A 24,194-nucleotide genomic window follows, 5' to 3' on the forward strand; every position below is an offset into this window, starting at 1 on the left:
GGCTGACCAAGTTAGAGATTACCGAGTGTCAGGGGTTCCAGCTTGCGGCTGAGCAGCCGTCGAAGCCGTGACCGATTGGGTTGCACTGCCACTGGACCGGGTTAGATAAATCCCTGACAGTACCATGACAAATGCTAGCCAGTTCGTCCAGTCCAAGAGTTCGGCAAAGACAAGCCAAGCCAGAATTGCCGTCAAAATCGGTTCTAGGAGGAGAAAGACAGCAATAAATCCGGAGGAGAACTGTTTGAGGCTATAGACGAGTAATCCTTGCCCCAAAACCTGACAGACTAGGGCCAGAGCCACAACCGCCAGCCAGACTTGCCAGGTTTGGGGGAAGAGCTGTTCTTCCAAGAGCCAGGTCATCGGAAGCAGGAGCAGCGAACCAATGCCACAACGCCAGAGGAGAATGGTGGAGGTGGGAAAGCGCGATCGCAACCGCTCAACCAGGAGTAAATTACTGCCATAGAGGATGGCGGAGAGTAAGGCTAAGCCATCCCCGAGAAGATGCTCCTGGCCAATCTGGAAATCTTCCACACCGATGGCGATCGCCCCCAACACAGCAATCAGGGTTCCCACCAGGAAACGTCGGTCAAAGTGTTGGCCCAACAGCAGCCAGCCCCCTAAGCTAGTAAAAATGGGGGTTAGATTACGCAGTAGAGTCGAGTTAGCGATACTGGTTTCCGTCAGGGACTCGGCCCAAAGGACAACGGAAGCAGAGGATACAGCCGCCACAGCCATCAGTTGTACAATATCGTCGACGTGGTATGTGACCGGTGCTTGCCAGTCGAGGGGAGAGTCTTGTCGCCATTGCTTGAGGCTGTTTAGAAGCCAAAAGGCCAGTGTGGCGATGGCTAAACGATTAAAAACCGTTGCATTCGCCCCGAGTTCCTGTTCCGCCAGGCGGATAAAAATGGCAGCACAGGAGACGGCGAGTAACGCCAGTCCCAAGGTTAGGAGGGGAACCCATTTTAGAGGGGGGGTTTCCCGACCTCTCTCGATGGCAGATTTAACGAGTTCAGTCATGTCTTTAATCTGTCCTTAACCAGGGCATCAAGACCCCTCTCTTTTCCGTTAGATTGAGTTTGAATAATGAGTTAATTATGACAGATTTATCTAGATTATCGGGTTCACTTGAATAATTTATCGTAGCGATTAACGATTGACTAGGGTTTAGGGTAAGATAAAGTAATGAAGATTGGACATTTCAACTTTGCTCCTTGCCCAAGGCATTTCGGCATCATCCTCATCTGAAGTTGTCCATTGGTTGAATAAGGATAGGCATCATCTCGTGGAAATTATTACTATTTCAATGCTTGGTTTGGGCTTGGCAGCTGATGCCTTTGCCGTGTCCCTGACCAGTGGACTGTACATCCGCCACCTCAAATTACAAAAAGCCTTAAAAGTGGCGATCGCATTTGGCATTTTCCAGGCGATTATGCCTCTAATGGGATGGGGCATGGGGGTAGGATTTCGGGATTACATTATCCGCTACGACCATTGGGTCGGGTTTATTCTTCTGGGCATTCTCGGTGCCCGCATGATTCATGAAGCGATTAGCCAGGATGAGGAGACGGAACCCTTTAACCCGATGAAGTGGGAGACTCTCGTCTTTATGGCAGTTGCCACCAGTATTGATGCTTTAGCGGCGGGGTTAGGTTTAGCCGTGTTGCAAACTCCAATTCTCTTCACCGTCGCCGTGATTGGGGTCATTACCTTCTGGCTTTGTCTGGGAGGAGTATATATCGGCCATCATTTCGGCGATCGCTTTCAGGACAAAGTAGAAATCCTCGGTGGACTGATTCTCATTGCGATCGCCATCCGTATTTTGTGGGAAGGATTGGCGTGATAGAGGGAACAGGGAACAGGGAACAGGGAACAGGGAACAGGAGGCAAGAGGCAAGAGGCAAGAGGCAAGAGAAAAGACGTAGGGGCGTACCCTTGTGGTCGCCCGAGGCAAGAGGCAAGAGGCAGTAGGGGGGATGGCCCAAAGGGTGGGTTCTCCCCGCAGGGCAAATCCACATCAAACCAAAACAAAAGCCGCTCAACTAAGTCGAGCGGCTTTTATCTTAAAGGTGGCGGGAGGCGGATTTGAACCACCGACCTTCGGGTTATGAGCCCGACGAGCTACCAGACTGCTCTATCCCGCGTCGCCTTTACTACTATAACCAAAGCGAGAGGCAATTGGCAACCCCTCGGGCAAACTTTTTTTCAGCTAGACCAAGCCAAACATCGCTCAATCCCTTACAGCATCACCAATTCACCCTCGATATTGAGTCGCTTAAACTCATTAATCACCGTGAACCGTTCCGCGAGAGCATCGGCATTGTCCGGTTGAATCCAGCCCAACTGGCGCAACAGATGTAGGGCAACCGCATATTTAGCCCGTTTAGAGCCGTCAGTGACCTTAATCGCCAGCCCCATGCCATCTCCGAGACGACCCACACATTGAATCCCCTCCGCCCCAGCTTTACTCACCAGAGAGCCATTGCTAATCCGCATCACTTCCGTATCAAAATGGCCCTCACCACCGACCATATCAGGGTGATGAGTCATCGCTCGGACAATCCGCTCCATATCGAGGCTATCCCCAGAGGCCAATTGGGCAAAGAGGGAAGCCATCTGGTTTAACTGCATAAAGTAAGTGGGCGCACCACAGTCGTCCCGGGCCACCATCAACTCATCTGGGGGCATTTGTAGCAACTCCGCCACTTTGCCTAAAATTAGGGTTTGTACCGGGTGATTGCGTTTGAGATAGGTGGTTAGGGGCAGTTGTCGCTGTTGACAGACCGCTAACATCCCAGCGTGTTTGCCCGAACAGTTATGTTCCAGGGGCGATCGCTTGCCCGGGGGAATGGGACATTGCAACTGATCTGGCTCGATGGACGCTTGCCAGAGAATGCGGAAAACTTGACGAAGCTGCTCGATATTGCCCTGGTGGGAGCCACACATAATCGCCAAATCGCGATCGCTGAGGTTATAGCGTTCTAAGGCTCCGGTGGAGGTGACGGCGAGGGCTTGAAAGGGTTTGAGGGCTGAACGGATAAAGGCGGCCGTTTCTGGGTCACCGGCCGCCGAGAGGACGCGCCCCCGGCGATCGCAGACTACGGCTTGGACGTGATGTTTCGACTCGACAATGCCCTCTCGTAACAGTTGCACTTCGAGGGGGTGCGTGTGATGACGTTTGGCCATAGAGATAGGATCTTCAGTAACACAACAGATCGGACAGGACTAGGCAAGGCTCCAGGCGATCGCACTCACCCCAACTACTAATCCTAACCCGATGGCGGTGCGACGCAACCGTTGAAAAATGGGTCGAAGTTGATACTCGACAATTAGGCGATCGCGGGCTAACACGGATTCGGTTTTTGTCCAAGTTTGTCCGTCGTACCAGCCCGATTCCTCATACACCACCACTGGATTCTGGAGGCGATCGCAGACATACTTCCAGCCCAGAAACAGCCGTAACAGTGCCAAACCCACTACGGCACTGGCTCCGAGGGTGGCACTGAGCAGAAATTGCAGGGGGAACCGCTCTGGGGCAAAGCTAGCGGCTGCAATGGGGGCAACAATGAGCCAACTGGGAAGCCCAATCCAAGCTAAGGCTTTGAGGTAGCTGCCGAGGGTTCCCTGACTAGCTCGGAAGAGACAGCCTTCTTTGAGAGCCTGATATTCCTGAATCGGTTGTTGTTCTCGGGGAACCGGGCATCGCGACAGATCGAGATCGTTCATACAACGTCGTGGGAACGGCTAGGAGGATACATGAGAGGGGAGCAAGGCGGAGATGTCAATCCGTTCAGCATGTCCCCAAAAAGCTTCAAGATTATAAAACTCTCGTTCTTCGGGCATCAGGATATGAACCAGCACATCCCCGTAGTCTTGCAACACCCAAATCCCCTCAGATAAGCCCTCAACCCGGACCGGACTCCGCTCTAAATCCAGTTCAACTTGGGCTTGGACAGCTTGGGCGATCGCCCGCACCTGAACCCGTGAAAATCCAGTGACAATGATGAAATAATCAGCCAGGTAGGAGACTTCTTCAACCCGCAAGACAATGATATTGTCCCCTTTGCGGTCTTCGGCTCCTTGGACAGCGGCTACGACAAGCTGATAACTCTCGGAGGGCTGATCAGCGGTGTGAGTGGAGGATGGAGCAGGGGAATGAGGCTTTTCGGTCATACAAGTTTTGGGGAACTTCAATGAGAACTATTTGATTCTTTTATTTTTGTTGATATCCTAGCAGACCTGGACTTTGAATGCAGAGGCGGCTGCTACGGCCGAGACTTGCGATCGCATCCCCTATGAAAATTGCTACTTGGAATGTCAACTCAATTCGCACCCGCCAGGGACTGGTCTGTGACTGGCTTCGCGCCAACCCGGTTGAGGTGTTATGTGTCCAGGAAACGAAGGTCATTGATGCCGACTTTCCCCGCGATCCCTTTGAATCTCTGGGCTATCATCTCGCTGTCTCGGGGCAGAAGTCCTATAACGGCGTGGCGATCTTCAGCCGCCTCCCCTTAGAAGAGGTGGATATCGGCTTCGGGGCCCTGCTTCCCCCAGAACAGGTGGGGAACCTCGATGAGCAGAAACGGGCGATCGCCGCCACTGTCGGAGGAATCCGTCTGATTAACCTCTATGTGCCCAACGGCGGTGAGTACAACAGTGACAAATACGACTACAAACTCCGTTGGCTGAATCTGTTATACGATTATCTCCAACACACCCTTGACAAATACAAGGACTTATGCATCTGTGGGGACTTTAACATCGCCCCCGATGACCGAGATATTCATACCCCTCCGGGAAAAACCCCGGTTGTGGGAACCACGGCGGCTGAACGAGAGGCCCTAGAGCGATGTTTAGGGTTGGGGCTGGCCGATGCCTTTCGTAAGTTCAACCAAGAGGACAAACAGTATAGCTGGTGGGACTATCGAGCTGGGGCCTTCCCTCGCAATCGGGGTTGGCGCATTGACCATCATTATCTGACCCCAGAGCTATATCAACGGGCAACAGACTGTACCATTGACCGAGAGCCTCGGCAATGGACCAAACCCAGCGACCATACCCCAGTGATTGTGGAATGGCCCGATTAGTCGTCAGAGGAATTTTGGGGTGAATCTTGGGGTTGGCGATCGCGCTGACGAGCCACAATTAAGTTACTGCGAGCCAGCTCATCCTCAGGATTGAGATTGAGGGCCTGTTGAAAGGCTTCCACAGCCTCCCCATAGCGTTCTAAATCAAACAGGGTTGCCCCTAAATTGTTCCAAGCATTGGCATAATCAGGGTTAAGGTCTAGGGCGGTGCGGTGAGCGTCCAGAGACTCCTCATAGCGTTGCAGATAGGCTAAGGAGACTCCCATATTGTCCCAGGCCAGCTCCACCCCACTATCTCCCCAGCGGCCATCCCCCTCAATGGCGGCCCAACAGGAGTCTACTGCCCCTTGGTGGTCTCCCAAATTCCCTAAAGTGGCACAACGGTTCGCCAGAGCTAGAGAGTAATTGGGAGCCAACTCCAGGGCGCGATTATGAGACTCTAAGGCCGCCTCAGAATCTCCCAGTTCATCGAGAGCACTGCCGCGATTAGTCCAGGTGCGTTCATCCTCCGGATCGACTTCAATCAGGGCATCACAGGCGGCGATCGCCTCCTGATCCGTCGCCGCCATGCAAATGTCGTACCATTCTTGAATCTGAGCTTCATCCTCTCCATCTGAGGGAGATTCCGGCAATCCCGGGAGAGGTAGGGCGACCAAACTCACGAGAACAATAGATCCGCCACCAATAGCTTTCACAAGACCATTCATAATGTTGTAGGGGCATAGAGACAATGCCCCCCTATTCTGCCCGAAATTATGCCGGTTGTTGGAGAAGACCGTCCAGTTCTCCCTTTGTATCTAAGGCATGTAAGTCATCGCAACCACCAATATGTTGGCCATTGATGAAGATTTGTGGCACACTCCTACGTCCATTTGCCCGTTCTGCCATTTTATCCCGGGCCTCCTCATCTCTATCGATATTATGTTCTGTAAACTCGACACCCTTCCGTTTTAAGAGGGATTTGGCACGGATACAGTAGGGACAGAAGGTCCAGGTGTAGATTTCGACGTTAGCCATAACTGAGCAGGCGATCGCGCAACAACCCTTTAATCTTAGCAAAACGTTACGATTTGCGGGAGTTATAGAGAACAGGGGGGCAGTCATTCGATTCCTGGAATCCCTAGAACGTGATGCCAATGTTCAAATTATTCCTCGCGCGTCCCCCCGCAGCAATTCCCCTAAGTCAGTCTGAACCCTCACCCAACATCGCCATGGTCGCCGCCACCTGGGAACACTAGATTGATCGCCATCCCCAACGCCACCCTCAGCCCCAACAGTCCATAAATCTTAAGTATTGTTGCTCAACTGAGCGTCGCTTTCCCTTAAAATTAAATCAGTCCCTTTAGAAAAAATAAGCAGAAGTTATGTCAGCCCCCGCACCGAACGGACAAGCGCTTCTGTCCGATCGCGAACTAGAAGTCATCGAACTCGTCGCCAACGGCCTAACCAATCAAGAAGTCGCCGATAGCCTAGAACTCAGCAAACGAACCATCGATAACCATATCAGTAACATTCTCAGTAAAACCAAAACCGAAAACCGGGTCGCTCTGGTAAGATGGGCGTTGCGCTGGGGCAAAGTCTGTCTCGACGAGGTCAACTGTTGTACCCTTCCCTACCGTAGCACCCAGGCCTCAGCCTCGGACATGCTGACGGACTGAAACCCCTCAACCTCTACAATCCCTAACCCGTATCGTTAAACCTGACCATGCGACAATGCTGGACCATTCCCACCCTTCCCCTGGCCGTCTATCGGGAAGTGGTTGCCCATCTGCGTCAAGTCGAGGGGGTAGCCGCCGGCCTACTCCCCCAAACCGCCCCTAACTTTGACCCCAAACTCAGTCAAGTGGGCGGCCTCTGGCTGGAACTTCCCGACAACGCCCCCGCCGATCAGCAAAATCGCCTCAACGCCATCCTCCAGTATTATGGCGATCGCGCTCAACAGTCCTGGCAGCCCCTAGAGGCGCAAAACTAAGGGCATCCCCCCAGTTTTGACCATAATTTAATCGTTTCTCAACCCATGACGACGCTGCAAGCCCTGCGGGGAACTCGGGATATTCTGCCCGATGAAATCGCCTATTGGCAACTCGTAGAAACCACCGCCCGCGACATCTTAACCCGCGCCAATTACCAAGAAATTCGCACCCCCATCTTCGAACAAACCGAACTGTTCCAACGGGGAATTGGTGAAGCTACCGATGTGGTTGGCAAAGAAATGTATAGCTTCAGCGATCGCGGCGATCGCTCCCTCACTCTACGGCCCGAAGGAACCGCCGGAGTCGTTCGCGCCTATATCGAACATAACCTCTTCGCCGCCGGTGGAGTTCAACGCCTCTGGTACACCGGCCCCATGTTCCGTTACGAACGCCCCCAAGCCGGCCGACAACGCCAGTTTCACCAAATTGGCTTAGAACTTCTCGGAACCGACGCCCCCCGGGCCGACGCCGAAGTCATCGCCCTAGCCAGCGATATCCTCCAAGCCCTAGGCCTAAAAAACCTGCATCTCGCCATCAACTCCGTCGGCCAGGGAGACGATCGCGATCGCTACCGTCAAGCCCTCATCGACTACTTCAGCCCCTACCAAGACGAAATTGACGCCGACTCCCGCGATCGCCTCAGCCGCAACCCCCTACGCATCCTCGACAGCAAAGACGAACGCACCCAGGCGATCGCCCAAAATGCCCCCAGCATCCTCGACTACCTCAGCGATGACTCAAAACGTCATTTCGACCGAGTTTGCGCCCTCCTAGAGCAACTGAGCATCCCCTATGACCTCAATCCACGACTGGTACGGGGCTTAGACTACTACACCCACACCGCCTTTGAAATCCAATCCGACGACCTGGGGGCCCAGGCCACCGTCTGCGGCGGCGGACGCTACGACGGCTTAGTGGAACAACTCGGCGGAAAACCCACCCCCGCCGTCGGTTGGGCCATTGGCTTAGAACGCCTCATTCTCCTACTCCAACAGCTTCGAGACAGCCCCAACCCCCATCCCGACTATTATGTCGTCTCCCGAGGGGAACAAGCCGAAGCCCAAGCCCTCTGTCTAACCCAACAATTACGTCAAGCGAACCTCGCCGTGGAACTCGACTTAAGTGGAAGTGCCTTTGGCAAACAGTTCAAACGGGCTTCTCGCAGTGGGGCAAAGGCGTGTTTAGTCTTAGGAGATGCCGAGGCCGCCGAGGGAACGATTAACCTGAAATGCCTAGAGAGTGGTGAACAAGAAAGCCTGAAGCAGTCAGAGTTATTGGAGGTTCTTAAAAAGAAAGGCAAAAGGCAATAGGCAAGAGGCAAGAGGGTAAGAGGGGAACCACAGAGTCACAGAGGACACAGAGGACACAGAGGACACAGAGGACAATGTAGGGGCGAACGGCTGTTCGCCCTCCCCCGGCTATTGCCTATTGCCTCTTGCCTTTCTGCCTACTGCCTATTGCCTATTGCCTTTCTTCCCCTATTGCCTCCAAAACCCCAAAACCCAAGGCCCGAGGTTTCCGTTGCAGTTCCTGGGCTAAATGGAGGGCAGCTTGGCGACCAATCCGGGTCTCGAAGACAGAGGAAAAAACGACATCCGGCTGAAACTGCTGACAGAGTTGGCGTAGCCGTCGCGGTGATCCGATGATAGCGGCTTTGATGACGATAATTCCTGACCAGCCTCGTTGTAACCAGGTCTCTAAATCTCGGAGATTGGCGACCGATTCATCTAGGGCGATGGGGACTACTCCCTGATGGTGTAGAGTCTCTAAGTCCTGCCAGGCTTCCGGGGGCCGGGGCTGTTCCAAATAGTCCACAGGCTGCCCCTCACAGGCCCCTAACCAGGCTTGGGCCTCCTCTTGGCTTAACCCCCCATTGGCATCTAGGCGTAAGCGACTATGGGGGGGGAGGTCCTGGAGGAGTTGCTGAAACCAATCTTGTTCTTGCTGCATTCCCTCCACGGCGATTTTCCATTTGAAACAAGGGGAGGGACCCCAATGGTCGTTGGGCGTAGTTTGTAATCGCTTGAGGGCGGCCTCCCCTGTGGGGAGAAGCTGACAATAGGGGAAGTTGGGCTGTAAAGGGGGGTTGGGATATCTCAGGAGGGCCTCTCGGGCGGATTCTAGGGCAAACTGACAGGCCGGATAGCGATCGCCAATGGAGAAAATGTCCCCGTCGTCGAGATGGCCCTGGAAGCCTTGACAGAACTCATGGGCCGCTTCTAGAGACTCTGATCCAAAGTCGGGGAGAGGGGCAATTTCTCCCCAACCTTCTCGCTGGCCATCGCTGAGTTTGATGAGAAGCCCTTGACGACGTTTCCATAGCCCATGATGGGTTCTTAGGGGGCGGCGAAAGGGATAGTCATAGGGCTGGAGAGTTAGAGAATACATCGAGGCTGGGGGTGGGGTGAGGGCTGCGAACGCCCTCGGGGTTTCGCGAAATAGAAATTACAGGGTAAGACCAATCCCAAGCAGAAGTCCACTTAGGAAGTGTAAGTTAACGGCAATGAATTTGCAGTTACTCACCTGTTGCGGTTGGTTGTGGTGACGTTGGACATGGCGACAGAGTTGGATGGCGATGGGGAGACTCAGGAATGTCAACAACACCCAGGGGGAGAGATAGCCGAGGCTGATAGCCATCGCCAACGCCAGAAACATCAGTCCCGTCGCATAATTCAGGAGAGTCGCCCCCCGTTGGGTTCCCAGACGGACAATGGGCGATCGCTTCCCGGCGGCTTGGTCGTCCTCCACTTGGTGGAAGTGAGAACAAAAGAGGATAATACTGGTACTGATGCCAATAAAGCTTGAAGCCACCAGAAAGGGGATGGGATGATGGAGTAAGCCCTGCCAAGACTGAGTTTGACTGTAGTAGGCCGCCGCCAGGGCCATCGGACCAAAGGTGAGAAAGCAAATGGGTTCTCCCAGGCCGCGATAGCCGAGACGGAATGGGGGGCCCTGGTAACTGTAGCCGAGGGCGCAACAGCCGATAATCAGAGTCAGGACTGTGACATCCTGTTGCCAAACCGCGATCGCCACAATTCCCGCAAGACCCAGGATTAAGCAGAGATTCGCCAGACTGAAGATTAGGGATTTATTGCCCGTTAAGTTCACCAGAGAATGGGCTTTGTTTTTATCAATTCCCGTTTCCGAATCAAAAACATCATTACTTAAATTCAGCCAAGCAATAATTAAAATTGCCGCCATTAAAAACGTTGAAAAAATGCGTAGATTGAACAGGTGCTGTTCCGCCACCGCCACCGCCGTCCCCACCCAAATGGGAATAATGGCAACCGTGTACATGGGGGGCTTGATGGCAGCCAACCAAAGTTTAAAAGAAGTCGGAGATGAAGATACAGTGGTCATTCGTGCAGTTTAATCCAAAGTTTCAGAAATACAACTGAGCGTTAAAATCCGATGTTGTCTTGTGGGAATATTTTACAAGTGAGGCGATCGCTTCAGACCAGACTCAGAGAATCTCCGCCCTCCGAACAACGACAGCACCACAACATCAGTGGTAGCTTAGTAGTCAGGAGATGCCAGCGCCGAGGGGCTGTCCCCCTGATTCTTGCCTTGAGTTGCCCCTAGAGTCATCATCACCTCCCTCGGGGTTTAAGGGAACCCAGAAGCTGGCCAGCTAACTCTTAATCCATCTTTACATTACGCTCGTTCATGGTCGTTCAACCCAGTCCGACACAGTGCTTTAAAAATTGTCAAGATATTGAGAGATTTCTTTTCAATTGCCAGCAAAAATTACCCCCGGCCCTGCGATCGCATTGGCTGAGTCTGCGGGTGACGCTGCCGGATCTCGACCCTCTCCTAGCCTTCGACCAGCATCAGCAGGGTGATCAGCCCTCATTCTACCTAGAGAACCCACGTCAACAGCGGGCGATCGCCGCCTGGGGCAGTTGTTGTCAAATGCGGGCCGAGGGAAAACAGCGATTCCAGAAAATCCAGGACTTTGTCAACCACTGTCACGAGAACACCACCCTCATCAATCCCCGTTTGGGGTCTCCCCAAGGCCTGCAAATCTTCTGTAGTTTCAGCTTCTTCGACCAATCCAGTCACAGCCTCTTCCCCGCCGCCAGCGCCTTTCTCCCCCAATGGCAACTGAGTCAGGAAGCCGGACAAACCCTCGCCACCTGTAACCTCCCCCTCACCCATCAGAGTGACCTCTCCCGTCTGAGTCAAGAGATTTGGCAAACCCTACAACAATTGCGTTCCCAGCCCTCAACCCCACCCCACCGGTCCGGCCAAGCCCTTCCCCAACCGGTTCATTGTGACTGGAGAGACATCCAGCAATTCCAAGAGAACGTCCAACAGGCCCTCAAGGCGATCGCCGCCAACCATCTCCAAAAAGTCGTCCTCTCCCACGCCATCGACCTACAAGCCGCCTCCCCCTTCCATCTCACCACCGCCCTGGCCCAACTCCGCCACCGCTATCCCGACTGTTACAGCTTCGCCATCGGCAACGGCCAGGGTCAATACTTCATCGGGGCCAGTCCCGAACGTCTCCTCAGCAGTCATCAGGGGCAACTCATCGCCGACGCCCTGGCCGGTTCCGCCCCCCGAGGAGAAACCCCTTCCACCGACGCCCAACTGGCCAACCATCTCCTCTCCAGTCCCAAAGAACGCCACGAACACCGCGTCGTCTTACATTTCATCCAACAGCAACTACAATCATTAGGGTTAACCCTCCAGCCCGTCCCCCCCATTCGTCTCTTGCAACTCTCTAACATTCAACATCTCTGGACTCCCATCCGCGCCAACCTACCCAACAGCGTCCATCCCCTCCAGATTCTGGCCCAACTCCATCCCACCCCCGCCGTCGCCGGAGTTCCCTGTGAGGAAGCCTGTCACGCCATCCGCGAATGGGAAACCCTCGATCGCCAACTCTACGCCGCCCCCCTCGGCTGGGTGAACGGCCAAGGAGACAGCGAATTTATCGTCGGCATTCGGTCCGCCCTCATCAACGGCGATCGGGCCCGTCTCTACGCCGGGGCGGGCATCGTCGCCGGTTCCGATCCCGCCAAAGAACTTGCGGAAATCCAACTCAAACTCCAAGCCCTCCTCAACACCTTAAACAGCAATTAACCGCCCCTCTTGCCTACCGCCTAAACGATGCGTTCCGGCAATTTTGAATCGATGGGCCTAAGTCAAAACCTTTCCTGATGCCGGAACACATCCTACCCTCTCCCCTCCTCTTGTCTACCGCCTAAACGATGCGTTCCGGCAATTTTGAATCGATGGGCCTAAGTCAAAACCCGTACTGATGCCGGAACACATCCTACCCTCTCTTACCTCCTCCTTTTCTCCGTGTTCTCTGTGCCTCTGTGGTGACCCTCTCCCCCCCTCTTGCCTCTTGCCTCTTGCCTCTTGCCTTCTTCCCCCATGTGTCGACTTCTCGCCTACCTCGGTTCCCCCGTCTCCCTCCAGTCCCTCCTCTGTCAGCCTCCCCATTCCCTAATCGTACAAAGCTATCAACCCCGGGAAATGACCGCCGGCCGACTTAACGCCGACGGGTATGGCTTTAGCTGGTACGATCGCCACCAACGGAATCAACCTTTCACCTACAAAAGTATCCTGCCCATCTGGAGTGACATTAACCTCCCCTCCCTCAGTGACTACATTCACTCCGACTGCATCCTAGCTTACGTCCGCAGCGCCACCCCAGGACAAGCCCTAGATTTAAGTAACAGCCAGCCCTTCAACTATCACAACTGGTCCTTTATCCATAACGGGGCCATCCCCCAATTTCGTCAACGCCTCTACCGTCCCCTGCGCGATCGCCTCCGTAGCCCCTACTATGAACTCATCAACGGCACAACCGACTCCGAACATCTGTTCGCCTATCTAATGCAGTTACAGGATTCCCACCCCCAGCAACCCCTCAGCCAAACCCTCAAAACCGCCCTAGAGGACTTTCAGGAATTAGCCATAGCCCATAACAGTCAACTCTCCGCCAACCTCATCCTCAGCGACGGCCAACACCTCATCGCCTGTCGCTTCGCCGTCAACACCACCCCCCCCAGTCTCTATTACCTGCAACAAGACGACAGCCACCTCATCGCCTCCGAACCCATTTTTCCCGGAAACTGGCAAGCCTTCGCCCCAGGCAGTATCGTAAAGGTCAACCCCACCCAGGGGCCTCAGTGGACTGTCTTAACCCCCTAATGTCACGTCTCTCCCAACCCTCCCTAACCCTGGCCCTCCAGCAAGCCCTCATCGCCTGTCGTCAAGCCACCCTCGATCAGGTTCAACCCTTGGGCGATGACCTCTATTACCGCCAAGCCCACCCCGACTTTAGTCCCATCGGTTGGCATTTAGGACATATCGGCTTCACCGAAGAACTCTGGCTATTGCGTCATTGTGCCGGATATCCTCCCCAACAGCCCCAATACCATCGTCTCTATGCCGCCGATGGCCTCCCCAAACAGCAACGGGAACAACTCCCCAACCTCAGAGACACCTGCATTTATCTACAAGACATTCGCCAACAGGTGTTGGACTATCTCCCCCAAGCCCCCCTGGAAGACCAGGCCCGCCTCTGGTGGTTCATTCTCCAACATGAAAGCCAACATGGTGAAACCATGGCGATTGTCGAGGCATTACATCGACTTAGCCCCCTCTATCGCCCTCATCCTGCTGCCTCTAAACCCCTAAACCCCAAAACAATCAAAATTCCAGCGGGAGCCTTCCTACAGGGCAATAGTGATGAGAACACCCTGGATAACGAACAGCCGGCCTTTCTCAACGCTCTCGACCAGTATCATATTGACCGCTACCCCGTCACCTGTGGCCAGTACCGTCACTTTATCGAGGTGGGGGGCTACGACAATCCCAAGTATTGGTCCGCCGCTGGTTGGCAATTTATCCAAGACCATGAGATTCGCCAACCCCTGTATTGGCCCCAGGAGGACTCCTCACAATTTGACCCCTATCCCGTCTGTGGCGTGAGTTGGTATGAAGCCAACGCCTACGCCAACTTTGTCGGGAAACGACTCCCCACAGAAGCCGAATGGGAAAAAGCCGCCAGTTGGAACCCTCAGCAACATCGCCATCAGCCCTATCCCTGGGGGATTGAGTTCCCTCAAGGGTCCCATTGCAATCATCATCGTCTCATGGGGGGGATAACTCCGGTTCATGCCTATCCTGACCATTGCAGTCCCTGGGGTCTGGAGGATATGCTGGGCAATGTCTGGGAATGGACCTCAACTTCCTTTTATGGGTATCAGGGGTTTGAGTTCTTTCCCTATCCCGGTTATTCGCAAACCTATTTTGATGGCCAGCATTATGTGTTACGGGGAGGAAGTTGGACTACTCGCCCCTGGGCCCTTCGCAATAGTTTCCGCAATTGGTATTCTCCTCAGGTTCGAGAACTGTTTGCTGGGTTTCGGCTATGTGGGCGATGATGGGGGAACCACGGAGTCACGGAGGACACGGAGAAGAGAGATGGAGGAGAGAGACGAGGGGAGACTTCCGTTATGGTCAAGACGGTAACCTATAGTCCGGCGTATACGTTGGTTCCGACCTATGAGTGTTTTAATCGCTGTGATTATTGCAATTTTCGTCGGGAACCGGGAGAGGATGAGTGGATGAGTTTGGCCCGGGGACGGGAGATTTTGCAGTCGTTGCGGGAAGGGGTGGGGCCCCAGGTGACGGAGATTCTGATTCTTAGTGGTGAGGTTCATCCCCGGCATCCTCGTCGTAGTCTCTGGTTTCAACGAATTTTTAACCTCTGTCAGTTGGCCCTGTCTCTGGGATTTCTACCTCACACCAATGTGGGCCCCCTGAGTGAGGAGGAGATGGCGAGTCTGAAAACGGTGAATGTCTCTATGGGGTTGATGCTGGAACAAGTGACGCCCAAACTGCTAGAGACGGTTCATCGTCACGCGCCGAGTAAACAGCCGGAACGACGACTTTTACAGTTGGAACTGGCGGGGAAGTTGGGGATTCCGTTTACAACGGGGGTGTTGTTGGGAATTGGGGAGACGCCGCTGGATTGGTGTAATAGCTTGAGGGAAATTGCCCGGATTCACAGTCGCTGGGGCCATATTCAGGAGGTGATTTTGCAGCCTCAGCGTTTGGGCCAGCGTCAGGAGTCCCAGTTGCAGGGGTTTGAGTTGACGCAACTTCCGGAGGTGGTGGGGTTAGCCCGAGAGATGTTACCGTCGGAGGTGACCTTACAAATTCCCCCTAATCTGGTGGAGACTCCTGAGATTCTTTTGGCGTGTTTGGAGGCTGGGGCCCGGGATTTGGGGGGGATTAGTCCCCGGGATGAGGTGAACCCGGATTATCCCCATTGGCAATCTCAGCGTCTGCGTGAGATTCTGGAACCGGCCGGTTGGCAGTTGTGTCCCCGGTTACCGGTGTATCCTCGGTTTAACCCTTGGTTGTCTCCTAAACTGCGATCGCAGGTCGAGGCAATTTCTTGAAAAAGTTGCCCCAGTTGAACCATGATATGTTAGGATAGCAAAGCTAGAGACATGGGGACATGGCCAAGCGGTAAGGCAGAAGACTGCAAATCTTCCATTCCCCGGTTCGAATCCGGGTGTCCCCTTTTAACGTGAACGCTCAGTATCGCTATATCCTCTTTTATAAGCCCTATGATGTGCTGTGTCAGTTTACTGATGGCAGCACAACTCCCCGGGCGACTCTAAAGGATTATATCCCCATTCCTGGGGTCTATTCTGTAGGTCGTCTTGATCGCGATAGTGAGGGCTTACTTTTGTTAACCAATGATGGACCTCTGAAGCATCGTCTGACAGACCCCAAGTTTGCCAAACCCCGTACTTATTGGGTACAAGTGGAACGAACCCCCGATGAGGCGGCCCTGGAGGCGTTACGTCACGGGGTGAGGATTCGCGGCTATCAGACTCGTCCGGCCCGGGTTCGGCGACTTCCTGAACCTCAAGATTTACCGCCACGAGACCCCCCTATTCGCTATCGTAAAAACGTTCCTACGGATTGGCTGGAAATGACCCTTACGGAAGGGCGAAACCGGCAAGTTCGACGGATGACCGCTGCGGTTGGCTTCCCTACCTTACGGTTGATTCGAGTTCGCAGTCTCCGATTAACCCTCGAAGGCTTGCAACCGGGACAATGGCGGGAGTTAACTCCTCTAGAAATTCAACAAGTGAGGGAAGATAGTAAGGAACAGTCGTCGTCGTCACGATCTACACTCTGAGTCCCCATGATTTGGTTTGCTATCCTCATCCCGAAGACCGATGGTGGTGGGATGACGCTTCCGGTTTATCTCGACCCCCAACGTCGTTATCGTCCTCTCAAACGTCCGGTTTTGAATAACTGGGGGGATATTGAGGTTCGGGTGTCTGACCAAAACCCGGGGGAATCTCCTTACTATCGTTCAAGTCAGGGGTCGATGCCATCGATTCCTGATGTGGCAGAACCCTATATTCATCCCTATTGTGCGACGAATTCGGCCCTGCCACGACTCCATGATGCTTGGGACAATGAGAGGTATGCAATCGTTTTACTCGAAGATCGATCGCAGTTATCGCCGTTAATGGAAAGCTGGACGGGAAAATCTTCGTTGAAACGTCAGCAGGTGGCACTTCAGCAACTCCATTGGTTGTATCAGATGACGGATTTATGGATGTTGCTGACAGAATTGGAGGCCCGGCCGAGTTTGATGCGGTTAGAGAATCTGCGTCTCGATCAGGATGATTTGTTGTGTTTGCAACGACTGTATCCAGAAACGACAGCGGACTCTCTATCGTTAAAGCAGTTGGGGGACACCTGGAGTCGCTTATTTCGTGTTTCTCAAATGTCACCCCATCTGGATATTGCCCAGTTGATTCAACGGTTACAACAGGGACAGATTTCTTCGCCGGAACGGTTGCGATCGCATCTGGATCAGCTGTTTGAATCTCTACAACCCCAGTTCGCGGCTGAGGATGAGGAGGATGATGATCCGACGGGATGGAATTTTGCGGAAGAAGATCTAACGGTAACGGCCCCGATTACCCCCACGATTCAGTTGACTCATGCGGGACAGACGGATATTGGCCGCCAACGTCGTCACAATGAGGATACGTTTCTGCTATGGCTACGACAACATCAACGGGAAACCCCTAATTTACGCACGGAATCGGCCCGTGGTCTCTATATTCTCTGTGATGGGATGGGGGGCCATGAAGGGGGGGATGTGGCCAGTGCGATCGCGATTGAAACGGTGGCCGATCGCATCCTTCCCTATTGGGATGACGCCTTCCCGGAACAATGGCGCATTAATGAGGCGATCGCTGCTGCCAATACGGCCATTTATCAATTAAATCAGGAGCAGGGCCGCCGGGGAAATCGCCGCATGGGAACGACTCTGGTGATGTTACTTCTTGATGGAAATCAGGCGGCGATCGCCCATGTGGGGGATTCTCGTCTCTATCGTCTGACGGTGTCGGGAGGGTTGGAACTCTTAACCCGAGATCATGAGTTGGGACAGCAATCCATCGCCCAGGGAGTTGATCCGGCGGTGGCCTATCAAACGCCTCAAGCCTATCAATTGACTCAGGCCCTGGGGCCTCGTGAGTCGGTTCGCCCGGATATCCGCTTTCTCCCAATTCTGGAGACGACCTTGTTTCTCTTAGCCTCTGATGGTCTGACAGACCGCAGTTTGGTAGAACTTCATTGGAAAACTCACCTCAAACCCTATTTGGCAGTCTCAACCAATCTAAATTTAGCACCTCAAGAGTTGATTGATTTGGCAAATCAAGAAAATGGACGGGATAATATCACGGCAGTTTTAGTTCGAGCGGAGTTGAAGTCTCTTTAACTGGGTTAAAACATCAGGGTTTATTCTTACAATTGGGCGGCAACATAGGCGAAAGGAAAGAGTAAATATTCTAGGAAAAAGAGTTTCCAAATAAATTGATAAAACGCGGCGATAGAGGTGCGATCGCCCAAGTCGAGGGACTGACGACGAAGCCAGAGGAGGGCGAGGAGAACCAGATGAATCCCGGCCAATAGCGGACCATTCATGTCATCGAGAACCGTAAATCCGGCGATGACCATCAAGATATCACAGAGGGAAATGGTCATCAGGGCTAAGCGGGCAACGGTGGGGGCCCCAAGACGCAAGGTGAAGGTACTAATCTGATAGCGTTTGTCTCCTTCTAGGTCGGGAACATCTTTGAAAATGGCAATGGCAAAGGTGAAAATCAGGACAAATAGTGTTAAGGCCCAAACTTCGGGCAGGATGGGAAATCCTCCCTGAAAATGGAGGAACAGTCCTAGATTGACAATCATCCCTCGCACGGTAAAAATGCAGAAGGAGGCCCAGAAGGGAAAGCGTTTGAGACGAATGGGAGGGATAGAATAGGCGGTTCCGATGAGTAGGCTAATGGCGACGGTGGCGAATAGCCAGAGTCCCTGAGTCCAAGCCAGGGCGATCGCCCCGAGTCCCGAGAGGGCCACAATCGTCCATCCTTGACGGGGGGTAAACTCTCCGGAGGCTAGGGGGAGGGAAGGTTTATTAATGCGATCAATCTCGATGTCTTCGAGTTGATTTAAACCGACAATATAGAGATTTCCCCCTAAACAGGCCAACCAAGCCCAAAGCAGCGATCGCCACTCTGGGGGGGTGGGCCACTGTCCGGCCTGGCTGATGGCAAACAAGCCCCAGACACTCAGGGTTGTGCCGATAATGGTATGGGGGCGACTAAAACGCCATAGGGCGGAGAGGGGTTGAGGAAATAAGCTGGCCAGGGGTTGCGATCGCGATTCCATAGGTCCTCCTGAAGATACTGAGTGAGGTGGGTGGGAAGAATAGGTGGGAAGGATTCAGGCGTGAGGTTTTCGCCCACAGAGAACTCCATAACGGATTAACCCGCTTTGATAGCCTTCTCGCATCAGGTTAATGGCGAACGCCCCCTGGATAGTTTCCCAACCGGAGAGGAGAACCCCCAATATCACCTTAGGGTCCAAGGCCGATTCTAGGACCACATCCCAGAAGGGGGCGACGGCCGGTGACCAATCCTCTGTTTGGACGTTCTCAAAGCCTATCCCTTGGGCGATCGCCTCATATTCGGGCAGGGAAATCACATAGGGTAAATGATAAATTTGATAGAGTTGGCGCAGATGCTCAACTTCCGTGGCAGATAAGCGTCCGGAGTCCAGGGGCCGATGACACCAGGTGGCTAACATCAGGGTTCCACCGGGTTTGAGGAGGCGGTAACATTCGTCTAAAAACCGAGTTTTATCGGGCATATGTTCCCCACTTTCGAGGGACCAAACCCAGTCGAAAGTGGCATCGCTAAAGGGAACCTCTAATGCATCGGCGACGAGGAAGCCGAGGGAACCGCTGGCCCCCGCTTGTTGCGATCGCTCGCTGGCCCGGCGGGCCTGGACGGGACTGAGGGTGATTCCCGTGGCCCGACAGCGAAGGTTTTGCCATAAATGCAGGCTACTTCCACCCACACCGCAGCCGACATCGAGGACTTGACTCTGTTCGTTGAGTGAGGTTCCATTTCCCGTGGCGTGAACCCAGTCTAGGAGGCGATCGATGAGGTCAATCTGGGCCTGTCGTCGGTTGAGACGGCGGGGGGGGCGATCGCCATAGTAACCATGGTGCAAATGTTCGCCCCAGACCTCTTCCCAGAGTTCGGTGGAGGCATCGTAGAAGTCCTGAATCTGCTGTCCAAAGGGATTTGTCATCGGGGCTCGTGGATACACGTGAGATTTCAACCACTTTCCAACCTACCGCAAACTCCCAAAAAAATACCTCTTCTTGACCAGAAGAGGTGCAGGGAGACGTGAAGACCTCAATTTAAACGAAGGAGGATGACGTCGCTGATACTGAAGACACGAGCGATCGAGTGTTAGCTTAATTTAAAGTGGCGAAAACACTGAGTCCCGTGGGTTCGGCACAGGCAAAGATACCATCTTCCGTAAGAGCAAATCCGGGGCAAGACCCCCAGGTGCAGGCGCTAGCAGCGATATAGGCATCATAATCGGTGTCTTGTAGACATCGAGCCCAGGCTTCTGGGTCAGCCCCTGAAGCAGCACATTTAAGGGTGTTCATTAAACCAATGGCTTTAAGACCGCATCCAGCATCCACCGAACAGCCACCTTTGCTATAAACCATCATGCCTTGAGGTGGCGCATTGGGATCGACAGAGTTTCCCTGATAGAGTCCTGACATCGCCTCGGGGTTATTCAAGAGTTCCGTTCCATCGAACGATAGTCCAAGATTGAAACTCAGACCCATTAGAAGGAGTTCCTGATCATCGTCCAACCCGACGCTACCATCAAGGATATCTTCGAGTTCGTGGTGACTCTCCGTTCCGAAGATGGGTAGAGCTTGGGCGGGTGCTACGGCGATCGCGCCAACCCCCACCACAAGACTTGAGGCTAAAATTGCGAGTCTTCTTTTCATGACCTTTATGCTGACGCTCCTAAGGTGTATATCGACGTGCTCTTGCTGGTTAGCCCCGAAAAACCACCGTATTTTTACTGAATGATTCCAGGATTTTCCTGATTCTTCAAAACAGGTAACATCAATACCAAGATTGGGGCTGCCCCCATCTTAGCCTTCTACCCCCCTTGGGGCAAACCGCTTTTTTGTAAAGATATGGTGAAGAGTGGAGGAATTTATATAGAGTTTTGGTAAAGTCCTAAATCTGAAGGACGATTAGAGGCCATGGACAGATTACCCCCTAAAATAGTAACAGGTGACTTGAATGGAAGCGTCGGCAATCAAACGTTAACCTCACCTCACCTGTACAGGATACCCAGTGATCAATCATGAAATCTAAAGAATCCAAGACCAGTTTAAGCATGGCCTCAAGGGGGCTAAAACTGGCGGGAACGGTTCTGATTCTGATTACCCTGCTTAACTTTATCTTGCTGATCGTGCCTCCCGACATAGGGAGTCCAAGCTGGTGGCTCAACTTAAGTACGCAAATGATCCAGCAAGGCATTATTCCCTTAATTGGTGTAGCCGCATTATTAGGGGGAATTGCTTGTGAAGTGGTGAGTGGAGCCGCTCATGAGACCGATGCCTGGATTCAAACCACTAAACGGCGCACCTTTCGATTGTCCCTCGTTTTAGGTTTAATTTTTCTGATTCTTATTCCGGGTCATGCTTTAGCGGCCTTAGTCTCCAGTCAGCAAACCCTGGCCCGCATTGACCGGGAAGCCGAGGAAAGTTTAGAACAAATTGAACTACAACTACAGCAGCAGCAACAACTTTATCTTGGCATTATTGACACTGATGACGATCCCGAGGTTCTCTTGGAGGACTTGATAGGCAATGAACCGTTAAACGAGGAGCAGTTGGCTCAGTTTCAGGAATTTATCGAAAATCCTCAGAGTATTGATCGGCAAATCCAAATCTTGCGTACCAGTTTAGTGGAACGGGTTCAATCTCGTAGCAGTCAGGCCAAAGAGCGATCGCGCTTTGGGGCTTGGAAGTCCATCGCTCGCTTCGGTCTAACCAGTATCATGCTCTCAACCTGCTATCTTAACATCGCCTTCCTCGGCCGAGGGATGGGCAAAACCGATAAAGGCAAAAAAGTTAAACGTCGTCCCGTCGCCTCTCCCGTCCCCAAGCCTAAAACCAAACGGGCACCTGGGCCGCCTCCCTCCGATGACCCCCCCTTTATCCCCTAGCCTTGAGACACGGCTACCCCTAGCCACTACGATTTTGAAGAATTTCCAGATTTTTTGCCAAAAGGGGTTGCATTTAGAAATCCTTGTGCTAAGATGTTAATCTGTGAGCGCAAACGCGACGCACAAAATCAAATCATCATGGGTCGATGCCCGAGTGGTTAATGGGGGTGGACTGTAAATCCACTGGCTATGCCTACGCTGGTTCGAATCCAGCTCGGCCCATCTGATTCGCCCGTGTAGCTCAGCGGTAGAGCACACCCTTGGTAAGGGTGAGGTCACGAGTTCAAGTCTCGTCACGGGCTTTTTGCTTTGCAGTTAAGTTATTTATTTGAGAATCGAGTTGAATTCTCTTCGCCTCAGCCTCCGATTTGTTAGAATTCGGAGGTATTTGTTTTGGTGTGAGGAGGACAACGGGATGAAAGGACTAAAGCAGGTGTCTCTGTACGGATTGGGGGGTCTTATCTTATCTGTGCTGGGGTTGGGACTCTTTAGTGAGGGAGCGATGGCCCAAGCCGCCTACGGAAGTTATGTTGGCGTTGGCGGGAGTGTGGGCCTACAAGAGGGAGGCGGTGCATCAGGGGTAGTGGCCATCCGCTATCGACTCTTAGAAGTGCCAATTTCCCTACGAACTCAGGTGTTAGCGGGAAATGGCATTGCGGTCGTGCCGACGATTTCCTATGATATCCCCATTAACTGGGAAACCGATGCCTATATTGGTGCGGGTGTAGCTTTTACCGGTAATGAAGATACCCCAGTAGGGAACACCACCAGTTTTGTTTTGCAACCGGGTATTGACCGCACCTTTTCTAACAGTAACTTGGTGGTCTTTGGCAATGCGATTATTGCCTTTGATGCTTATGAAGATAGTAATCGCACCGGGTTTTCCCTTCAAGGGGGCGTCGGGATTCAATTTTAGGGACATCTTCGTCAAAATAGCATCAGATTGAGACTCATGAGTTCCCGGCGAGAATAGCGATTAGGATGGGGAAGAGCTGTTCGAGGTCAGCGGGAACTCGATATAAATTGAGGTCTTGCTCAACCTGATGCTGTTGGCAATTTAAGCGTCCAAACTGCCAAATATCCCCCGTTGAAACCACCCCATATTTACTGGATTGGACGAACACTATACCCTACGGCTCAATACGAACAGTGGCTAAAGGGCGATCGCAATCCGAGACCGTCATGACGCTGAATTTCCTCTCAGACAGAATCCCGAGCGATTTTATCCTTTAAAACCAACTTCAACTCATCAGAAATCGGGAGACCATCGATTTCTTTGTAGAGATTGGAGCTAGATTCCCCATCTTGCCGGCGTGTTTTATAAATCTCAACTAAAACCGACTCTAAACCATACTTAGCTAATGCATCTGATGCCAGTCCGATAATTCCTAAAAAGACAATTCCGCCAATCATCCCACCCGGTCCTAACAGGGCTAAAGCAGCGGTGATAGCAGCGGCTCCAGTCAAGCCGGTGCTGGCCATGGTAATTAGGAGAATGACCGCCGGTAAGCCGACACCGGCTAATTTTCTGACAATTTCATCCATGATGAACTCCTAGATAACCTGACTCTAAATTTCCTAACTTCCTGGGAGGACTTAGGGATTCCTTCCTTAGACCTCTATAATTGAAGAAAGCTTCTGTCCTTTCAGCCCCGGCTCGACATGACTCAAAGCCTAGACCCAACCCTTATACCCCCCGCCTTTCCCGACCATACCCAACTCCCTGAATCCGACGGCACCTTTGTGAAAAACTTTCAAGAACATCCCCAGAGTATTGTATTGACCGATTCTCTGGAAAGCACCTTGCAAGCCCTCCACCCCGATGGACAATATGCGATTGGTCAAGATTGCGGGATTTATTGGCGGGAAACTGACCCACCGGAACGGGGTGCGGAAGCCCCGGATTGGTTCTATGTTCCCAATGTTCCCCCAAAACTCGATGGTCAATATCGCCGTTCTTATGTGTTATGGCGGGAGTATACGGCTCCCTTGATTGCGATTGAATTCGCCAGTGGGGATGGTTCGGAAGAACGAGACCCGACTCCCCTCTCCCGTTCCCCAGAGGGGGTTCGGCAAAAACCGGGGAAATTTTGGGTGTATGAGCAGATTATTCGCATTCCCTATTATGCCATTTATCTGATTCAAACCCATGAATTAGAGATGTATCACTGGCTGGATGGTCGCTATTATCCCTTGGAACCGAACGATCGCGGACATTACCCCATCCCCCCCATGGGAGTGGAGTTAGGGGTGTGGGAAGGGAGTTATCAAAATCAGACTCAACACTGGTTACGCTGGTGGGATAACCAGGGGAATCTCTTGCTCACGGGTAGCGAACTCGCTAAACTCGAACGCCAACGAGCGGAACGCGCGGAACAAAGCCAACGAGCGGCCATTCCCAAACTCCTGTCAATGGGTTTGAGTATCGAGCAAGTGGCTGAGGCGTTGTCCTTGTCCGTGGAGGATGTGGAACGACTGGGTTAGATTCATCATGTTCGTGGGGGTTCAA

At 52.9% G+C, this 24,194-nt stretch carries 27 protein-coding genes and 4 tRNA genes; 17 read left to right on the forward strand and 14 right to left on the reverse strand.

What is annotated here, in order from left to right:
- Nucleotides 1–18 precede the first annotated feature (18 nt).
- Nucleotides 19–1,023 (reverse strand): DMT family transporter, encoded by a 1,005-nt coding sequence (locus NEA10_RS11505; protein ID WP_252660158.1) that lies wholly within the window; start codon nt 1,021–1,023, stop codon nt 19–21.
- 286 nt (nt 1,024–1,309) lie between these two features.
- On the opposite strand from NEA10_RS11505, the gene NEA10_RS11510 reads away from it, so the two are divergent.
- On the forward strand, nt 1,310–1,846 hold the full coding sequence (locus NEA10_RS11510) for a manganese efflux pump MntP (RefSeq protein ID WP_252660160.1): 537 nt from the start codon (nt 1,310–1,312) through the stop codon (nt 1,844–1,846).
- Between the two features lie 227 nt (nt 1,847–2,073).
- On the opposite strand, the gene NEA10_RS11515 is transcribed toward NEA10_RS11510, so the two are convergent.
- The 4 genes from NEA10_RS11515 to rsfS all read right to left on the reverse strand — a co-directional run bounded on the left by NEA10_RS11515 (nt 2,074) and on the right by rsfS (nt 4,176).
- A tRNA-Met gene (locus tag NEA10_RS11515) sits at nt 2,074–2,147 on the reverse strand.
- Nucleotides 2,148–2,241: 94 nt separating this feature from the next.
- Nucleotides 2,242–3,189 carry an asparaginase gene (locus tag NEA10_RS11520; protein WP_252660161.1) on the reverse strand — a complete coding sequence of 316 codons (948 nt, stop codon included), beginning with the start codon at nt 3,187–3,189 and terminating at the stop codon, nt 2,242–2,244.
- A 39-nt stretch (nt 3,190–3,228) separates the two neighbouring features.
- On the reverse strand, nt 3,229–3,729 hold the full coding sequence (locus NEA10_RS11525; RefSeq protein ID WP_252660163.1) for a CGLD27 family protein: 501 nt from the start codon (nt 3,727–3,729) through the stop codon (nt 3,229–3,231).
- Nucleotides 3,730–3,747: 18 nt separating this feature from the next.
- Nucleotides 3,748–4,176 (reverse strand): ribosome silencing factor, encoded by a 429-nt coding sequence (rsfS, locus tag NEA10_RS11530; protein ID WP_252660173.1) that lies wholly within the window; start codon nt 4,174–4,176, stop codon nt 3,748–3,750.
- Between the two features lie 122 nt (nt 4,177–4,298).
- On the opposite strand from rsfS, the gene xth reads away from it, so the two are divergent.
- Nucleotides 4,299–5,090, forward strand: coding sequence for an exodeoxyribonuclease III (xth, locus tag NEA10_RS11535; RefSeq protein ID WP_252660175.1), 792 nt, complete (start codon nt 4,299–4,301; stop codon nt 5,088–5,090).
- Here xth and NEA10_RS11540 read toward each other — a convergent pair.
- Together NEA10_RS11540 and grxC are read right to left on the reverse strand one after the other, a co-directional pair.
- Nucleotides 5,087–5,797 (reverse strand): tetratricopeptide repeat protein, encoded by a 711-nt coding sequence (locus NEA10_RS11540; protein WP_252660177.1) that lies wholly within the window; start codon nt 5,795–5,797, stop codon nt 5,087–5,089. The two genes, xth and NEA10_RS11540, sit on opposite strands and share 4 nt — an antisense overlap.
- A gap of 46 nt (nt 5,798–5,843) precedes the next feature.
- The gene (gene grxC / locus NEA10_RS11545) at nt 5,844–6,107 is read right to left on the reverse strand and encodes a glutaredoxin 3 (RefSeq protein ID WP_252660179.1); all 264 of its coding nucleotides are present in this window, start codon (nt 6,105–6,107) and stop codon (nt 5,844–5,846) included.
- A gap of 347 nt (nt 6,108–6,454) precedes the next feature.
- Here grxC and pedR point away from each other — a divergent pair, with 347 nt between their 5' ends.
- From pedR to hisS, 3 genes are read left to right on the forward strand one after another with little or no spacing between them, the layout of a single operon-like run.
- Nucleotides 6,455–6,748, forward strand: a complete 294-nt coding sequence (pedR, locus tag NEA10_RS11550) for a photosynthetic electron transport-dependent transcriptional regulator PedR (RefSeq protein ID WP_252660187.1) — start codon at nt 6,455–6,457, stop codon at nt 6,746–6,748.
- Nucleotides 6,749–6,795: 47 nt separating this feature from the next.
- Complete coding sequence (locus NEA10_RS11555) at nt 6,796–7,062, forward strand: hypothetical protein (protein ID WP_252660189.1); 267 nt, start codon at nt 6,796–6,798, stop codon at nt 7,060–7,062.
- 45 nt (nt 7,063–7,107) lie between these two features.
- Nucleotides 7,108–8,373 (forward strand): histidine--tRNA ligase, encoded by a 1,266-nt coding sequence (hisS, locus tag NEA10_RS11560; protein ID WP_252660197.1) that lies wholly within the window; start codon nt 7,108–7,110, stop codon nt 8,371–8,373.
- Nucleotides 8,374–8,524: 151 nt separating this feature from the next.
- Here the strand turns inward: hisS and NEA10_RS11565 are convergent, their stop codons facing one another.
- Entirely contained in the window at nt 8,525–9,451 is a 927-nt protein-coding gene (locus tag NEA10_RS11565) for an o-succinylbenzoate synthase (RefSeq protein WP_252660199.1), read from the reverse strand.
- A gap of 57 nt (nt 9,452–9,508) precedes the next feature.
- The gene (menA, locus tag NEA10_RS11570; RefSeq protein ID WP_252660201.1) at nt 9,509–10,423 is read right to left on the reverse strand and encodes a 2-carboxy-1,4-naphthoquinone phytyltransferase; all 915 of its coding nucleotides are present in this window, start codon (nt 10,421–10,423) and stop codon (nt 9,509–9,511) included.
- Nucleotides 10,424–10,729: 306 nt separating this feature from the next.
- Between menA and NEA10_RS11575 the strand changes: the two genes are divergently transcribed.
- From NEA10_RS11575 to NEA10_RS11605, 7 genes are all read left to right on the forward strand, one after another.
- Nucleotides 10,730–12,151 carry an isochorismate synthase gene (locus NEA10_RS11575; protein ID WP_252660207.1) on the forward strand — a complete coding sequence of 474 codons (1,422 nt, stop codon included), beginning with the start codon at nt 10,730–10,732 and terminating at the stop codon, nt 12,149–12,151.
- A 297-nt stretch (nt 12,152–12,448) separates the two neighbouring features.
- Nucleotides 12,449–13,231, forward strand: coding sequence for an ergothioneine biosynthesis protein EgtC (gene egtC, locus NEA10_RS11580; protein WP_252660210.1), 783 nt, complete (start codon nt 12,449–12,451; stop codon nt 13,229–13,231).
- Nucleotides 13,231–14,469 (forward strand): SUMF1/EgtB/PvdO family nonheme iron enzyme, encoded by a 1,239-nt coding sequence (locus tag NEA10_RS11585; protein ID WP_252660217.1) that lies wholly within the window; start codon nt 13,231–13,233, stop codon nt 14,467–14,469. The genes egtC and NEA10_RS11585 overlap by 1 nt, the downstream gene beginning before the upstream one ends.
- A 72-nt stretch (nt 14,470–14,541) precedes the next feature.
- Nucleotides 14,542–15,492, forward strand: a complete 951-nt coding sequence (gene cofG / locus NEA10_RS11590) for a 7,8-didemethyl-8-hydroxy-5-deazariboflavin synthase subunit CofG (protein ID WP_252660219.1) — start codon at nt 14,542–14,544, stop codon at nt 15,490–15,492.
- 53 nt (nt 15,493–15,545) lie between these two features.
- A tRNA-Cys gene (locus tag NEA10_RS11595) sits at nt 15,546–15,617 on the forward strand.
- 6 nt (nt 15,618–15,623) lie between these two features.
- Nucleotides 15,624–16,244 (forward strand): pseudouridine synthase, encoded by a 621-nt coding sequence (locus NEA10_RS11600; RefSeq protein WP_252660221.1) that lies wholly within the window; start codon nt 15,624–15,626, stop codon nt 16,242–16,244.
- Nucleotides 16,245–16,250: 6 nt separating this feature from the next.
- Nucleotides 16,251–17,849 carry a serine/threonine phosphatase gene (locus tag NEA10_RS11605; RefSeq protein WP_252660223.1) on the forward strand — a complete coding sequence of 533 codons (1,599 nt, stop codon included), beginning with the start codon at nt 16,251–16,253 and terminating at the stop codon, nt 17,847–17,849.
- Nucleotides 17,850–17,875: 26 nt separating this feature from the next.
- On the opposite strand, the gene NEA10_RS11610 is transcribed toward NEA10_RS11605, so the two are convergent.
- The 3 genes from NEA10_RS11610 to NEA10_RS11620 all read right to left on the reverse strand — a co-directional run bounded on the left by NEA10_RS11610 (nt 17,876) and on the right by NEA10_RS11620 (nt 20,450).
- Nucleotides 17,876–18,802, reverse strand: coding sequence for a homogentisate phytyltransferase (locus NEA10_RS11610; protein ID WP_252660225.1), 927 nt, complete (start codon nt 18,800–18,802; stop codon nt 17,876–17,878).
- Nucleotides 18,803–18,856: 54 nt separating this feature from the next.
- On the reverse strand, nt 18,857–19,729 hold the full coding sequence (locus NEA10_RS11615) for a methyltransferase domain-containing protein (protein ID WP_252660227.1): 873 nt from the start codon (nt 19,727–19,729) through the stop codon (nt 18,857–18,859).
- Nucleotides 19,730–19,898: 169 nt separating this feature from the next.
- Entirely contained in the window at nt 19,899–20,450 is a 552-nt protein-coding gene (locus tag NEA10_RS11620) for a hypothetical protein (RefSeq protein WP_252660230.1), read from the reverse strand.
- 368 nt (nt 20,451–20,818) lie between these two features.
- Here NEA10_RS11620 and NEA10_RS11625 point away from each other — a divergent pair, with 368 nt between their 5' ends.
- The 4 genes from NEA10_RS11625 to NEA10_RS11640 all read left to right on the forward strand — a co-directional run bounded on the left by NEA10_RS11625 (nt 20,819) and on the right by NEA10_RS11640 (nt 22,601).
- Nucleotides 20,819–21,685 (forward strand): HpsJ family protein, encoded by an 867-nt coding sequence (locus tag NEA10_RS11625; protein WP_252660232.1) that lies wholly within the window; start codon nt 20,819–20,821, stop codon nt 21,683–21,685.
- A 140-nt stretch (nt 21,686–21,825) separates the two neighbouring features.
- A tRNA-Tyr gene (locus tag NEA10_RS11630) sits at nt 21,826–21,907 on the forward strand.
- An 8-nt stretch (nt 21,908–21,915) separates the two neighbouring features.
- A tRNA-Thr gene (locus NEA10_RS11635) sits at nt 21,916–21,987 on the forward strand.
- Between the two features lie 113 nt (nt 21,988–22,100).
- Entirely contained in the window at nt 22,101–22,601 is a 501-nt protein-coding gene (locus tag NEA10_RS11640; RefSeq protein WP_252660234.1) for a hypothetical protein, read from the forward strand.
- A 34-nt stretch (nt 22,602–22,635) separates the two neighbouring features.
- On the opposite strand, the gene NEA10_RS11645 is transcribed toward NEA10_RS11640, so the two are convergent.
- Together NEA10_RS11645 and NEA10_RS11650 are read right to left on the reverse strand one after the other, a co-directional pair.
- Nucleotides 22,636–22,809, reverse strand: coding sequence for a hypothetical protein (locus tag NEA10_RS11645; protein WP_252660236.1), 174 nt, complete (start codon nt 22,807–22,809; stop codon nt 22,636–22,638).
- Nucleotides 22,810–22,885: 76 nt separating this feature from the next.
- Nucleotides 22,886–23,230, reverse strand: coding sequence for a hypothetical protein (locus NEA10_RS11650; RefSeq protein WP_252660238.1), 345 nt, complete (start codon nt 23,228–23,230; stop codon nt 22,886–22,888).
- Between the two features lie 117 nt (nt 23,231–23,347).
- On the opposite strand from NEA10_RS11650, the gene NEA10_RS11655 reads away from it, so the two are divergent.
- Nucleotides 23,348–24,169 (forward strand): Uma2 family endonuclease, encoded by an 822-nt coding sequence (locus tag NEA10_RS11655; RefSeq protein WP_252660240.1) that lies wholly within the window; start codon nt 23,348–23,350, stop codon nt 24,167–24,169.
- Nucleotides 24,170–24,194 lie beyond the last annotated feature (25 nt).

The organism is Phormidium yuhuli AB48 (assembly GCF_023983615.1).
Taxonomy (GTDB): Bacteria; Cyanobacteriota; Cyanobacteriia; order Cyanobacteriales; family Geitlerinemataceae; genus Sodalinema; species Sodalinema yuhuli.